The organism is Pseudomonas aeruginosa (assembly GCF_001457615.1).
Lineage (GTDB): Bacteria > Pseudomonadota > Gammaproteobacteria > Pseudomonadales > Pseudomonadaceae > Pseudomonas > Pseudomonas aeruginosa.
Genome location: NZ_LN831024.1, coordinates 2,063,467 through 2,077,394, shown reverse-complemented (window position 1 = coordinate 2,077,394; position 13,928 = coordinate 2,063,467). Strand labels below are relative to the sequence as shown.

Genomic DNA, 13,928 nt, shown 5'->3' with positions numbered 1-13,928 from the left:
GGAAGGGCTCATACCGCAGCGGCCGCCAACTGCTCCTGGAGTTCCTCCTGCAACGCCTCCAGGGCCAGCCGGAGTCTTTCGCCAGGCGCCTGCAGGCACTCCCCGTCGCCACTTCGCCGGCAGGCGTCCTCCAGGGCCTCGCAGGCCTCCAGCAGGGTACGCGCCCCGATCATCCGTGCGGCGCCCTTGATGCGGTGGGCATGCTCGGCGAGCCGGGTCCTGTCGCCCTCGCGCAGGAGGATGGCAAGGCGCTGGAGGTCCTGACGGTTGCTGCCTAGCAGGGTCTCCAGCAGTTCGCGCAGCCGTTCCGGGCGGTCGCCGCCGAGGCTGCTGAGAGCGGCTGCATCATAGAGCCCCCGGGGCTGCGCGGCGTCGCGTCCGAAAGAGGTCGCGAGGTAGTTGCGCAGGGTCTCCAGGCCGAGCGGCTTGAACAGGCAATCATCCATGCCCGCGTCGCGGCAGCGCTGTACCTCGTCCGGCTCGGCGTCGGCGGTATAGCCAAGGATCAGGATCGGCGCGCGTCGCTCGCACCGTTCCTGGATGCGTATCCTGCGTGCCAGCTGATAGCCGTTCAGGCGCGGCATGTTGCAGTCGCTGATCAGCACCTCGAAGCGCTCGTCGGCCCAGAGCTCCAGCGCCACCTGGCCATCCTCCGCTTCCGCCACCCGGTGGCCGAGAAACTCCAGTTGCTGGCGCAGCAGTACCCGGTTGGGCGGATAGTCGTCGGCGATGAGGATATGCAGGCGGCGAGACGGCTCCATGGATGCTGCCAGCGGGTCCTGGCCGGATTCAGGCATTTTCGGCCCGCACTGGCGCAAGAGCAGGTCGAGCGACACCCGGGTGCCTTTGCCCGGCTCGCTGTGCATCTCGACATCGCCGCCCATGAGGTCCACCAACTTCCGACAGATCGCCAGCCCAAGGCCGGTCCCGCCCTGCACCGTGCGTCCCTTGGCCACCTGGATGAAAGGCTGGAACAGGCGCGCCTGGTCCGCCGGAGCGATACCGATACCGGAATCCTCCACGTCCACCCGGACGATCGCCCTCCCCTCGTCCAGGCTCCTTTCCTGGAGACGGATCGTCACCTGTCCCCGCTCGGTGAACTTGATCGCATTGCTCACCAGGTTGGAGAGCACCTGCTTGAAGCGCAGGGGATCGATCAGCACGTCCCGTCCCGGGGCATCGTCCAGCTCCACAACGAGCCTGAGGCCTTTCTGCCGGGCCAGGCCTTCGAACATGCGGCGCACCGACTCCACGACATGGCGCAGGCGAACCCGCTCGGGCGTGAGGGTCAGGTGACCGGACTCGATCTTGGCGACGTCGAGGATGTCGCCGATGAGCAGTTGCAGCGACCCCGCTGCCTCGTAGGCGACCTCCAGCGAGGCGCGTTCGCGCTGCTCCGGCGCCAGGCGCTGCAGGACCAGTTCGAGGATGCCGATGACCGCATTCATCGGCGTACGGATCTCGTGGCTCATGGTCGCCAGGAAGACGCTCTTCGCCCGATTCGCCTCGTCCGCCTGGCGCATCGCCTCGCGCAACTGGCGGGCCAGGCGCTCCCGTTCGGTGATGTCGATCCAGCCGTTCATCAGGCCGAGCACCCGGCCCTGGCGATCCCTGTAGGGCGTGACCCAATGGTGGATCTCCAGCAATTGCCCGCCGATGCGCACCGCCATGTCGGTGAAGCTCGCCGTTCCTCCCCGAGCCACCGCCAGGCACTGCTGGTGCATGAGCCGTGCCTTGCTGCCCTCGACCCAGTCGGAATCGGTCAACAGGGTGCCGCGGGCCTGCTCACGGGTCATCCGCAGGCTTTCCAGGTAATTGCGGTTGCAGGCCAGCAGGCGACCGTCGAGCGTGCGGATGCTCACCGGGTAGGGAATCCCGTCGACCAGCGCCTGCTTCAATGCCAGGCGGCCGCTCAGGTCGGCTTCGGTACGTTGCCAACGCCTGAGCCTGAGCTGCAGGACGGTATTCCAGCCCAGGCATCCGACGCAGACCAGGCAGGCCACCAGCAGGCCGAGCACCAGGCTGGAAGGGGATGGCGAGCGCAGCCCGTCGGCAGCCTGGCGTAGCGGCGCTTCGTCGACCACATCGGCGTCCCCCGGACGATCCGGAGCGGGAATCCGGAGCATGGAAGAATATTCGCCAGCCGTCGCCCTCGCCGGAACGGCATATCCCGCCATGCAGGCGAATATGAGAAGCAGGCCAAGCATGCACGCACTGCGTTTCTGGAACTTCATTCGGTTCCGGCCCTTAGATAAGCGTATTGCGTTTGGCGAACTCGATGAGATCCACCAGCGAGCCGGCGTTCAACTTCAACAACAAGCGCGCCTTGTAAGTGCTGACGGTCTTGTTGCTGATAAACATCTGCTCGGATATCTGCTTGTTCGAATAACCCTGGCTGAGGTATTGCAATACCGATACTTCGCGATCGGACAGGCGTCCGAGCAATTCCACATCGTCGGAATAGGCGCCCTGTTGCACAGGACGCATGGCCGAGCTGGGAAAGTAACTGTATCCCGAGGCGACCGCATTCACCGCCGTCACCAGTTCGGCCAGTCCGCCCTGCTTGCAGACGAACCCGGCGGCGCCCGCCTGCATGCTGCGCAGGGCGAAGAGCGAGGCGCTCTGGCCGGTCAGGACGAGGATCTTCAGGGGCAACGCCAGCACCATCAGGCGGCTGATGACCTCGAGGCCGTCCAGCCTGGGAATGCCGATATCGAGGATGACCAGGTCCGGCTTCAGCTCCCGCCCGAGGCTGATGGCATCCACGCCATTATCGGTATCGCCGACGATCTGGTGCCCTTCGGCTTCCAGCAACATCTTCATGGCCATGCGAATCACGGGATGATCGTCGACTATCAGGATACGGCTCATTGTCTGATTTCCTTGCCAATAAAAATTCAGAAAAAATTCTCCTGAGCAAGATATAGACGGGAGCCATATTGTCGAGATACTCGATGGCAACTCATATACTTTAAGGAATATTCTCACGGAAACTTAATTTATTTCTTACGGCGAATTCAAAACCTCGTATATTGCCAAGCAATTGGCCTGGTTATCTGCATGAAAAACACCCGCATATATACGCGCCTTCCCGGCTCGTTATCTGCCAGAGCGAGTTGAATAGTTCGTCAGGGGTTTCGGAGTATTGCTATCCGCATGTACGGCCACAAGCCGCCGACATGCCTTGGCAGGGCAAAGGGAAGCACGACGGGCGCCGGGCCAGATAGCGCCGGAGCAGGATCGAAAGGGAGGGAAGACGCGACCGCCATCCTCGGGCGGGATGGCGGCGCTATCGCTTAGAGCTTCGGCAGGACAGGCTGTTCCGGGTACCAGGCGTCGACCAACGCGCCGACCTCGACGCTGGCCAGTTCCGGTTGCTGCTTCAACCAGGCCTCGATCAGGGCCCGCTGCTCTTCATTGACCGAGCCACGGCGCGCCAGGCAGACGAAACCGAATTCGTCGCAGCCGCCATAGGTCAGTTCGTTGGCTTCGATCGCCTGATCGATGAAGCGCAACATGAAAGCGTTCACCGCATCGGCATCCACGCCTTCCTTGTAGTGGAAGTTCAATTCGAAACCCAGCTCCTGGAATTCATCGACGCACAATTTCTTGCGCAGGCGGCGGGAACGATTCGTAGCCATGGCGGCATCTCCTGGATTGACGCTCCATTGGCGGAGCCTCGCATTACAGACAGTAGCCGACGCCGCTGGAGCCGCGGGCGAACCCCGGCAAGCCGCGCGACGCGGCCGGATTGCCGGCGCACTCTACCAGTTCCGACCATTCGGCGATATGACGGCGAACTCCGCGAAACTCCAGCGCATCGTTATCCGCCTTGCGGCATAATGAGCAAGACGGCCTCTTCGCGTGATGTCCGTCTCTTTTTTCAGGTTCGCTTCGTTTTTCATCTTCATTTCATTTTCTACCCTCCGTCTTCAAGGGTTCTTCATTAATGTTCAAGTCGCTGCGTACTCTTGCCTTCGCCACGCTCCTGCCTTTCGCCCTTCCCACCCTCGCCCAGGTCAACGCCACCCTGCCGGCCAACGTGCAGAAAGCCCTGCAGACCAACAAGCTGACCGGCAACGATCTGTCGCTGGTGCTGATTCCGCTCGACGGCCCGGGCAACCCCACCTACTACAACGCCGACGTATCGGTGAACCCGGCCTCGACCATGAAGCTGTTCACCACCTATGCCGCCCTGGAAATGCTCGGCCCGACCTACCAGTGGAAGACCGAGTTCTACACCGACGGCCAGCTCAAGAACGGAGTGCTCAACGGCAACCTCTACCTCAAGGGCGGCGGCGATCCGAAACTGAACATGGAGAAGCTCTGGCTGCTGATGCGCGACCTGCGCGCCAATGGCGTGACCAAGGTCACAGGTGACCTGGTACTCGACCGCAGCTACTTCAACATCCCGCAGTTGCCGGTATTCAACGACGACGGCGGCGACGACACCAAGCCGTTCCTGGTCGGTCCGGACTCGCTGCTGGTCAACCTGAAGAGCGTGCGCATGGTGGTGCGCACCGACGGCAACAAGGTCAACGTGCAGATGGACCCGCCGCTGGCCAACGTACGCATCGACAACCAGGTGAAGATGACCGCGCCGGCCACCTGCCCGGCCTGGCCGAAGCTGCGCTTCAGCCCGGTGACCCAGTTCGACGGCACCACCCTGCTGGCCACCGGACAGATTCCCCAGGGCTGTAGCGCGCAGACCTACATGTCGCTGCTCGACCACCCCGGCTACACCGCCGGCGCGGTGCGCGGCATCTGGCAGGAGCTGGGCGGCAGCATCCTCGGCAAGGACCGCCAGGGCAGCGTACCGCGCAACGCCACGCTGATCGCCAAGGCCTTCTCGCCAGACCTGGTCGAGATCATCCGCGACATCAACAAATACAGTAACAACACCATGGCCCGGCAGTTGTTCCTCTCCATCGGCGCGCAGTTCCGCAACAGTGCCGACGGCGACGACGCCCAGGCCGCGCAGCGGGTGGTGCGGCAGTGGCTAGCGCGCAAGGGCATCACCGCGCCGCGCCTGGTGATGGAGAACGGCTCGGGACTGTCGCGCCAGGAACGGGTCAGCGCCCGTGAGATGGCGGCGATGCTGCAAGCCGCCTGGCACAGCCCCTATGCAGCGGAGTACATCTCCTCGCTGCCGCTGGCCGGCCTCGACGGCACCATGCGCAAACGCCTGCGGCGCACCGCACTGGTCGGCGAGGCGCACGTGAAGACCGGCACCCTCAACACCGTGCGCGCCCTCGCCGGCTTCAGCCGCGACGCCAGCGGCCACAACTGGGTGGTGGTGGCGATCCTCAACAGCCCGCGGCCGTGGGGCGCTTCGGCGATCCTCGACCAGGTACTGCTGAGCCTGCACGCGCGGAAATAAGGCGCAGTACGAAAAAAAGGCCGCCAGCGGTTGCCCGCCGGCGGCCTTTTGCATGAATGCCGCTCGCCTCAGCGAACGGTGATTCTCCAGGCCCGATGGATCTTCGGATTACGCGCGAAATCCGGATCGAGGGTTTCGCCAGTGATCTCTTCGACCGCATAGCGGGCCTGCACGCTCTCGTCCAGTTCGAACTTGCGGAAGTTGTTGGAGAAATACAGCACCCCGCCCGGCGCCAGCCGCGCCATGGCCAGGTCGAGCAGTTCGACGTGGTCGCGCTGCACGTCGAACACGCCTTCCATGCGCTTGGAGTTGGAGAAGGTCGGCGGGTCGATGAAGATCAGTTCGTACTGGCCATCGTCTTCCCGCAACCACTCCATCACGTCGCCGTGCACCAGGCGCTGCTTGTCGGAAAAGCCGTTGAGCGACAGGTTGCGGCGCGCCCAGTCCAGGTAGGTCTTCGACAGGTCGACGCTGGTGGTGCTGCGCGCGCCGCCCCTGGCCGCATGTACGGTGGCCGTGGCGGTATAGCAGAACAGGTTGAGGAAGCGCTTGCCGGCCGCCTCCTTCTGGATGCGCAGGCGCATCGGCCGGTGATCGAGGAACAGCCCGGTATCCAGGTAATCGGTCAGGTTCACCAGCAGGCGCACATCGCCCTCACCCACCTCGAGGAACTTGCCCTCGCTGCTCTGCCGTTCGTACTGCTTCTTGCCGGCCTGGCGCTCGCGGCGCTTGACCACCACTCGCTCCTGGGCAACGCCCAGGGTCTGCGGAATCGCCGCCAGGGCGTCGAACAGGCGCGCCTGGGCTTTTGCCGGATCGATCGACTTGGGCGCGGCGTACTCCTGGACGTGAACCCAATCGCCGTAGATATCCACCGCCAGGGCATACTCCGGCATGTCGGCGTCATACAGGCGATAGCACTCGATCTTGTCGCGGCGCGCCCATTTGCCCAGTTGCCGGAGGTTCTTCTGCAGGCGATTGGCGAACATCTGCCCCCCCTCGCTCAGCCGTGCCGGCTCGCTCGGCGCCCGTGCCAGGCCTTCGTCGTTGCGTTCGCCACGCTCGCCGGTGACGAACTGGCGCGGCTCGACCTGGATCATCAGCAGCTTGCAGGCCAGCGCGCCGTTCCAGAACGCGTATTGCTTATGGCTGCGGATGCCCATGCGCTTGCCCAGTTCCGGCGCCCCGGTAAACACCCCGGCGCTCCAGCCGATGCAGCTCTGGCGCAGGCGCTCGCCGAGGTTCTGGTAGAGATACAGCAGGCTGGCTTCGTCGCCGAGACGCTCGCCATAGGGCGGGTTGCAGATCACCAGGCCGGTCTGGCCCTTGTCCGGGCGCGGCTCGAAAGTCGCCAGTTCGCCCTGGTAGATCTTCACCCAGTCGGCCACTCCGGCACGCTCGATATTGTTGCGCGCCGGCTGGATCAGGCGCGGGTCGGCCTCGTAGCCGCGAATCCACAACGGCGGCCTGGCCAGGCCGGTCGCCGCGCGCTGCTGGGCTTCCTCGTGGAGCTTGCGCCACAGCGCCGGCACGTGACCCAGCCAATTGCTGAAGCCCCAGCGCTCGCGCCTGAGGTTCGGCGCGATATCGGCAGCCATCAGCGCCGCCTCGACCAGGAAGGTGCCGACGCCGCACATCGGGTCGGCCAGGGCACCGCCCTCGGCGGCGATCTTCGGCCAGCCGGCACGGATCAACACCGCCGCCGCCAGGTTCTCCTTCAGCGGCGCGGCGCCCTGCTGCAGACGATAGCCGCGCTGGTGCAGGCTATGCCCGGAGAGGTCCAAGGAGAGGGTCGCCTGGCCGCGGTCGAGGTGCAGGTGGACGCGCACGTCCGGATTGACCTTGTCCACCGACGGGCGTCGGCCGGAGCGCTCGCGCAGGTTGTCGACGATCGCATCCTTGACCTTCAGCGCCCCGAAATGGGTGTTGTCGATGCCCGAGCCCTTGCCGCTGAACTCCACCGCCAGCGTGCCGCCGGCGTCCAGGTGGTCTTCCCAGTTCACCGCGTGGACCGCCATGTACATGGACTCGGCGTTCTCCACCGGGAATCGCGCCAGCACCAGCAAGACCCGGTTGGCCAGGCGCGACCACAGGCAGAGGCGATAGGCCACCTCCAGGCTACCCTGTCCGCGCACCGCCGACACCTGGGCGCGCGCCTCGTCCAGGCCGAGCCCCTGCGCCTCTTCGAGGAGCAGGCTTTCCAGGCCTTTCGGGCAGGTCAGAAACAATTCGTAAACATCAGCCATATCGCCTTCCCGGGCCGTAGCCCTTGTCAGTGGAAGCACCCTCATGGGCACTTCTTTGGCACCAGGTGCCGTGGTTCGATTGCCGGAACGCTCCCGGCGTTGCTCGCTGCGACCCCGAGTCGCAGTCTGGGCGACCCTTCGTCGGAATGCGAGGAAATCTCAATTGGTGGGGGTGCAAAACGTTATAAGGCGCAACCCCGCGACCCTACGGCGTTAGCGCCGGAAACCAGGCGTCATGAGCCTGCAACATATGGCCCTATCGACGAAAGCGTTAAGTCTTTATGACAAATCGGTCATTCACACGCCTGAACGCTTTGGTTAGAACTCCAGTTAATCCGCCACCGCAACGGTGTCGGGCGAGGGTCGTCACGCCGGCAACGACCCCTTTCGGCGAAAGCTTCGCCAGGCCTCCCCTGGGGGCCAACGGGACATAACAGTCAACAAGTGAGGGCAACACCCTATGAGAAGACTTAAGCGTGATCCGTTGGAAAGAGCCTTCTTGCGTGGTTATCAGAACGGCATAACCGGTAAATCTCGTGATCTTTGTCCGTTCACCCATCCTACGACGCGGCAGTCCTGGCTCAACGGCTGGCGCGAGGGCCGTGGCGACAACTGGGACGGCCTCACTGGCACGGCCGGCTTACAACGTCTCAATCAACTCCAGCACGTGTAAGCGACAACACGGATAGCACCGATTTCCCCAAGGCACGCCCCATCCGGGCGGCGGGCGCAAGCCCAAGGGCTCCGCAAGGAGCCCTTTTCAATTCCGCCGCGGCAAAGCGGCGATGGCATCCACCGCTTCGCGGATCAACGCCGGTCCCTTGTAGATGAAACCCGAATAGATCTGCACCAGGCTCGCCCCGGCGGCGATCTTCTCCGCCGCGTGCGCGCCCTCGGTGATACCGCCGGCGGCGATGATCGGCAGCCGTCCGCCCAGCTCGCCGGCCAGCACCTTCACCGTGTGCGTGCTCTTCTCCCGCACCGGCGCGCCGGACAGGCCACCCGCCTCGTCGCCATGCAGCAGGCCTTCCACGCCTTCGCGGCCGAGAGTGGTATTGGTCGCGATCACCGCGTCCATCCCCGCCTCGACCAGCGCCGCGGCGACCAGCGCGGTCTCTTCGTCGGTCATGTCCGGGGCGATCTTGATCGCCAGCGGTACCCGCCGGCCATGCCGCAGCGCCAGCGCTTCCTGGCGCTGGCGCAGTGCCTCCAGCAGTTGCTTGAGCGAATCGCCGAACTGCAGGCTGCGCAGGCCGGGCGTGTTCGGCGAGCTGACGTTGACGGTGACGTAGCTGGCGTCGGCGTAGACCTTGTCCAGGCAGATCAGGTAGTCGTCGACCGCGCGCTCCACCGGGGTATCGAAGTTCTTGCCGATGTTGATCCCCAGCACGCCGCGATACTTCGCTGCACGCACCCGCGCCAGCAGGTGGTCGACGCCGTGGTTGTTGAAACCCATGCGATTGATGATCGCGTTGGCTTGCGGCAGGCGGAACAGGCGCGGCCTGGGATTGCCCGGCTGCGGTCGCGGAGTGACGGTGCCGATCTCGATGAAGCCGAAACCGAGCTGGCCGAACCCGTCGATGGCGTCGCCGTTCTTGTCCAGGCCCGCGGCCAGCCCCACCGGGTTGGGAAACTCCAGGCCCAGCACAGAGACCGGCAGACTGGCCGGCTTGGGCGTCAGCAGGCGGTTCAGGCCCAGGCGGCCGCCGGCCCCGATCAGGTCGATGGACAGTTCGTGGGAGGTTTCCGGGGACAGTTTGAACAGCAGCTGGCGGGCCAGGGTGTACATGGTCGGGTATCGGTCGGCAGAATGAAGGGTGCCGATTATAGCCGTCGAGCGCCCGCTCAGGCGAGGCGTTGCAGCGCCAGCAGGCGGCCATCCTCGCTGAAATCGAGGCGGAACGTGCCATGCACGCCATCGTGGCCGATGAACGGACGCAGGTGATGGGCCGGCAGGTTCACCCGGCGACCGTCGCGGCTGCGCAGCAGGACCCGATTGGCCCTGCCGCCGTAGATGGCCTGCAGGCGTTCGCCGGACAGGGCGATATCCATGATGAGACTGGGCATGGAGCCCCCCGCTTGAATGAACCACGACAGCTTGCCACAAACCACGCGGTTGAATGTCACGCCCGAACCTGTGCTTCAATGGACGGACCGTCGCCGTCCCCTCCCACCCCTTTCCGCGTCGGTCGCCGAGCCCGAGGAGCCCTCCGTCGATCATGAGTTCCAACTCGCGTAGCAACAGCACCTTCACCGGTCGCCTTTCCGCACTCGCCAACCGCCTGCGCCTGGGTGCCGCGCGAAGCGATGGCCGGGAGCTGCGCGAACGGGCGGCCGCCCTCGAGCTGCCGTTCCAGCCATTGCGACGGCCGGAGCCGAGCGTCTGGTGGCAGGCCGGACCGCCCCTGCACACCCTGGTCGACCTGCCGCGCGGCGCGCTGTCCGGCCCGGTCCAGGAAGACAAGGCGGAAGCCCACGCGGTCCTCAAGCGCCTGGTGCGGGTCAGCCACTCCACCCTGGAGTCGGTCGACCTGAAGACCATCGAAGGCGTATGCAGCCGCGAGATCCTCGTCCAGGCACCTTGCCCACGCCTGGAAGACCTGGCCACGGCCGAGGTCTGCCGGGGCGTACGGATCATCAGCTACAAGGATTTCGTCAAGGCCCTGAGCCTGGCCCTGCCGCGTTTCACCAACGGCGACAGCATCCGCCTGCGCCAGGCCGCCTGGCACGGCGAGCGCCTGTTCTGGGCGGGCGAACGTCAGGCCTGCGCCTTCGCCGCGGCGATCGTCTACGCCCGCCGCCGCGAACTGGAACTGAAGCTGCCGGCACACCTGGAACGCTACGAACTGGAGCCCGGCGCGCTGGACGAACTGGAACAGCGCTACCACATGCTGCGGATTCCGACCCAGGCCTGGTCCGAGCCGACCTTCATGAGCCTGCTGCTGGATACCGGCCTGCCCTATGCGCGACTCGCCCTGTTCACCCCGGAAACCCCGGAGTGCCTGTTGCTGCCCCGCAACGACGAACGCGCCGATGCCCTCGGCGAAGGTCTGCGGGCGGCTGGCGCGGCAGACGTGGTGAAGTATCTGAAGCAACTGTAGGCAACCGGCCAGGACTGGCCAGCTCGCGCCCTGACGTGCATCCTCCAGCAGACCCACACAGGAGCGATCGCATGTCCCTACCCCGCCTCAGCCTCTGTCTCGCCCTCGCCTGCGGGCCGGCGCTGGCCAGCCAGGCGCCGGTCTACGGCGAACGCCTGGAAGGCTTCGACTACGCCTATCCGGTGCATTATCTGGACTTCACCTCCCAGGGCCAGCCGCTGAGCATGGCCTACCTCGACGTCGCGCCGAAGAAAGCCAACGGCCGCACCATCCTGCTCATGCACGGCAAGAATTTCTGCGCCGGGACCTGGGAGCGCACCATCGACGTGCTCGCCGACGCCGGCTACCGGGTGATCGCCGTCGACCAGGTCGGTTTCTGCAAGTCGAGCAAGCCGGCCCATTACCAGTACAGCTTCCAGCAACTGGCAGCCAACACCCACGCCCTGCTGGAACGGCTCGGCGTCGCCCGGGCCAGCGTGATCGGCCACTCCATGGGCGGCATGCTCGCTACCCGCTACGCCCTGCTCTATCCGCGGCAGGTCGAACGACTGGTGCTGGTCAACCCCATCGGTCTGGAGGACTGGAAGGCCCTGGGCGTGCCCTGGCGCAGCGTCGACGACTGGTACAGGCGCGACTTGCAGACCAGCGCCGAAGGCATTCGCCAATACCAGCAAGCCACCTACTACGCCGGCGAATGGCGCCCCGAGTTCGATCGCTGGGTACAGATGCAGGCCGGCATGTATCGCGGCAAGGGGCGCGAGTCGGTGGCCTGGAACTCGGCGCTGACCTACGACATGATCTTCACCCAGCCGGTGGTCTACGAACTGGACCGGTTGCAGATGCCGACCCTGCTGCTGATCGGCGAGAAAGACAACACCGCCATCGGCAAGGACGCCGCGCCGGCGGAACTGAAAGCCAGGCTGGGCAACTACGCGCAACTGGGCAAGGACGCCGCCCGACGGATTCCCCAGGCGACCCTGGTGGAATTCCCCGACCTTGGCCATACCCCGCAGATACAGGCTCCGGAACGCTTCCACCAGGCACTGCTGGAGGGTCTGCAAACCCAGCCCTGAACCATCCACCGGCGGCGCTCTCGCCATCGGCTTCGCCGCGCCTTGCCCGGCGTCAACACCGATGCCTGCCGCCGGCGTTTCACTGCACTGGCTGCGCGACGACGCGTGGCTCGCGTCGCGCAGGCCCGCCCACGCCGCGGCCGTTCCCATCCACATGGAGGTTCATCGTGTTCCCTTGCCTACCCCGTTCGCTACTCGCCGGCGTCCTGCTGGCGAGCGCCCTGCCCGCTCACGCGGAGCTGCCCCACGCGCCCGCCTACATCGATGACAGCGCCTACCCGGCCGCGGCCCGCCAGCGCATCCTGCCACCGATGTTCGAGCAGAGGCTGGGCAGCCTGCGCTACCTCGCCAAGCCCGGCGACCCCTTGATCACCCAGGCCGAGAGCAGCGACTTTCAGCGCACCAGCGACTACCGTGAGACCCGCGCCTACCTGGAGAAACTGGTAGCCGCCTCCTCCGGCCGCATCGCCCTGCGCGAGTTGCCCGAGCGCAGCGCCGAGGGTCACCCGATGCTGCTGGTGACCGCCTCCACCGAGGCCGACAAGTCCGCCGCCGGCCTGAAGCGCTCCGCCAAGCCGACCTTGCTGGTGGAAGCCGAGATCCATCCCGGCGAGGCCAACGGCAAGGACGCCATGTTCATGCTGCTGCGCGACATGAGCGCTGCCGACCGCCCGCTCGCCGGGCTGCTGGAGAAGATCAACCTGCTGTTCATCCCGGTGGTCAACGTCGACGGCGACCTGCGCCGCAGCGCCTACGGGCGGATCAACCAGAACGGCCCGCAGGAGACCGGCTGGCGGGTGAACGGCCGCAATCTCAATCTCAACCGCGACTTCACCAAGCTCGACAGCGCGGAGATCCGCAACGTCGCCTGGGTGTTCAACCACTACGAGCTGAGCTTCTTCGCCGACACCCACTCCACCGACGGCGCCATGTATCCCTACGACAGCTCCTACTGCCACAACGGCAACGGCTGGTCACCGGCGAGCAGCGCCTGGATGGACCAGGTCATGCGCAAGCCGGTGTACCAGGCGCTGGAAAGCCTCGGGCACATGGTCCATGAATGCATCAGCCTGAACGACAACCAGGATCCGACCCAGGGCTACTACCCCTACCGCACCGACCTGGCGCGCTTCTCCAACCAGTACGGCGACATCCGCAACGTGCCGTCGATCCTCATCGAGCAACACGCCCTGCATCCGTACAAGACCCAGGTGCTGGGCAACTACGTGATGCTCAAGGCGATGTTCGAGGTGATCGGCGAGCAGGCCGCCAGCCTGCGCCAGGCCATCGCCAGCGACCGCGAGCGCCTGCTGCGGCAGAAGGAGGTGATCCTCACCTGGAAGCCAGGCGAGGCCGCCGAGACGCCGTTCGTGGTCGGCGACTACCGCTACGAGCAATCGCCGGTCACCGGGGCCCGCACCATCGTCTGGAGCAACCGGCCGAAGACGCTGAAGCTACCGGTGACCGACAACGGCGTACCCGACCTGGTGGTGCCGCGTCCCCAGCGTTTCATCGTCCCGGCGCAGTGGCACGAGGTGATCGCCCGGATCAAGGCCCATGGCATCCGCTATAGCACCCTGGAGCGTCCGACCGAAATCGCCGTGACCCTGTACCGCATGGACGACATCAAGCTCGCCGATGGCTTCGAACCGGATCGCGTGCAAGGCAACCGGATTCCGGGCTACGAAGGTCGCCTGCTGGTCAGCGGCACGCCGAAGCCGTTCCAGCGCCTGCAGACCTTCCCGGCCGGCTCGCTGTCGATCGACACCGCCCAGCCGCTGGGCGTCCTGGCCATCGACCTGCTGCAACCGCAGAGTCCGGATTCCTTCTGGTCCTGGGGCTTCTTCAATTCCACCCTGGTGGCCGCCGAGGAGCCGGAGGAATACGTGATGGAGCCGATGGCGCGCAAGATGCTGGCGGAAGACCCGGCGCTGAAGGCCGCCTTCGACAAACGCCTGCGCGAGGACAAGGCCTTCGCCGCCGATCCGCAGGCGCGCCTGCAATGGTTCTACCAGCGCACGCCGTTCTACGACGTGAACGCCTTCGTCTATCCGGTAGGAGTGGTGTTCTGAGGCCCACCTGGGGCTGACGGCGGATAACGCTGCGCGTTATCCACCCTACCGCTGGG

11 protein-coding genes are annotated in these 13,928 nt (G+C 65.5%); 5 read left to right on the top strand and 6 right to left on the bottom strand.

The genetic code is table 11. The features are described 5' to 3' along the window. Positions 1-8 precede the first annotated feature (8 nt). From AT700_RS09590 to AT700_RS09580, 3 genes are all read right to left on the bottom strand, one after another. On the bottom strand, positions 9-2,234 hold the full coding sequence (locus tag AT700_RS09590; protein ID WP_003162445.1) for an ATP-binding protein: 2,226 nt from the start codon (positions 2,232-2,234) through the stop codon (positions 9-11). Positions 2,235-2,247: 13 nt separating this feature from the next. Further along, complete coding sequence (locus tag AT700_RS09585) at positions 2,248-2,871, bottom strand: response regulator transcription factor (protein WP_003091268.1); 624 nt, start codon at positions 2,869-2,871, stop codon at positions 2,248-2,250. A 425-nt stretch (positions 2,872-3,296) separates the two neighbouring features. Next, positions 3,297-3,641: a YggL family protein gene (locus tag AT700_RS09580; protein WP_003091271.1), complete on the bottom strand. Its 345-nt coding sequence runs from the start codon at positions 3,639-3,641 to the stop codon at positions 3,297-3,299. A gap of 308 nt (positions 3,642-3,949) precedes the next feature. On the opposite strand from AT700_RS09580, the gene dacB reads away from it, so the two are divergent. Further along, positions 3,950-5,380: a D-alanyl-D-alanine carboxypeptidase/D-alanyl-D-alanine-endopeptidase gene (gene dacB / locus AT700_RS09575; protein ID WP_003091272.1), complete on the top strand. Its 1,431-nt coding sequence runs from the start codon at positions 3,950-3,952 to the stop codon at positions 5,378-5,380. Positions 5,381-5,448: 68 nt separating this feature from the next. Here the strand turns inward: dacB and rlmKL are convergent, their stop codons facing one another. Then, positions 5,449-7,626 (bottom strand): bifunctional 23S rRNA (guanine(2069)-N(7))-methyltransferase RlmK/23S rRNA (guanine(2445)-N(2))-methyltransferase RlmL, encoded by a 2,178-nt coding sequence (gene rlmKL, locus AT700_RS09570; RefSeq protein ID WP_003103239.1) that lies wholly within the window; start codon positions 7,624-7,626, stop codon positions 5,449-5,451. 460 nt (positions 7,627-8,086) lie between these two features. Here rlmKL and rmf point away from each other — a divergent pair, with 460 nt between their 5' ends. Beyond that, positions 8,087-8,299, top strand: a complete 213-nt coding sequence (gene rmf / locus AT700_RS09565; protein ID WP_003103238.1) for a ribosome modulation factor — start codon at positions 8,087-8,089, stop codon at positions 8,297-8,299. A gap of 87 nt (positions 8,300-8,386) precedes the next feature. Here rmf and AT700_RS09560 read toward each other — a convergent pair whose 3' ends face one another. Together AT700_RS09560 and AT700_RS09555 are read right to left on the bottom strand one after the other, a co-directional pair. Further along, a complete protein-coding gene (locus AT700_RS09560; protein WP_048520978.1) occupies positions 8,387-9,415 on the bottom strand; it encodes a quinone-dependent dihydroorotate dehydrogenase in 1,029 nt (342 codons plus the stop codon). 56 nt (positions 9,416-9,471) lie between these two features. After that, complete coding sequence (locus AT700_RS09555) at positions 9,472-9,693, bottom strand: DUF2835 domain-containing protein (RefSeq protein WP_003103227.1); 222 nt, start codon at positions 9,691-9,693, stop codon at positions 9,472-9,474. A 152-nt stretch (positions 9,694-9,845) separates the two neighbouring features. Here AT700_RS09555 and AT700_RS09550 point away from each other — a divergent pair, with 152 nt between their 5' ends. The 3 genes from AT700_RS09550 (at position 9,846) to AT700_RS09540 (ending at position 13,872) form a co-directional block, all read left to right on the top strand. Continuing rightward, complete coding sequence (locus AT700_RS09550) at positions 9,846-10,727, top strand: DUF6685 family protein (protein WP_003091277.1); 882 nt, start codon at positions 9,846-9,848, stop codon at positions 10,725-10,727. A 71-nt stretch (positions 10,728-10,798) separates the two neighbouring features. Further along, positions 10,799-11,800, top strand: coding sequence for an alpha/beta fold hydrolase (locus tag AT700_RS09545; RefSeq protein WP_003103224.1), 1,002 nt, complete (start codon positions 10,799-10,801; stop codon positions 11,798-11,800). A 167-nt stretch (positions 11,801-11,967) separates the two neighbouring features. Beyond that, positions 11,968-13,872, top strand: a complete 1,905-nt coding sequence (locus AT700_RS09540; protein WP_003103223.1) for a M14 family metallopeptidase — start codon at positions 11,968-11,970, stop codon at positions 13,870-13,872. The last annotated feature ends 56 nt before the right edge of the window (positions 13,873-13,928 follow it).

Coding starts and splice junctions, on each gene's coding strand:
- AT700_RS09590 (WP_003162445.1), bottom strand. CDS start 2,234: ATGAAGTTCCAGAAACGCAGTGCGTGCATGCTTGGCCTGCTTCTCATA.
- AT700_RS09585 (WP_003091268.1), bottom strand. CDS start 2,871: ATGAGCCGTATCCTGATAGTCGACGATCATCCCGTGATTCGCATGGCC.
- AT700_RS09580 (WP_003091271.1), bottom strand. CDS start 3,641: ATGGCTACGAATCGTTCCCGCCGCCTGCGCAAGAAATTGTGCGTCGAT.
- dacB (WP_003091272.1), top strand. CDS start 3,950: ATGTTCAAGTCGCTGCGTACTCTTGCCTTCGCCACGCTCCTGCCTTTC.
- rlmKL (WP_003103239.1), bottom strand. CDS start 7,626: ATGGCTGATGTTTACGAATTGTTTCTGACCTGCCCGAAAGGCCTGGAA.
- rmf (WP_003103238.1), top strand. CDS start 8,087: ATGAGAAGACTTAAGCGTGATCCGTTGGAAAGAGCCTTCTTGCGTGGT.
- AT700_RS09560 (WP_048520978.1), bottom strand. CDS start 9,415: ATGTACACCCTGGCCCGCCAGCTGCTGTTCAAACTGTCCCCGGAAACC.
- AT700_RS09555 (WP_003103227.1), bottom strand. CDS start 9,693: ATGCCCAGTCTCATCATGGATATCGCCCTGTCCGGCGAACGCCTGCAG.
- AT700_RS09550 (WP_003091277.1), top strand. CDS start 9,846: ATGAGTTCCAACTCGCGTAGCAACAGCACCTTCACCGGTCGCCTTTCC.
- AT700_RS09545 (WP_003103224.1), top strand. CDS start 10,799: ATGTCCCTACCCCGCCTCAGCCTCTGTCTCGCCCTCGCCTGCGGGCCG.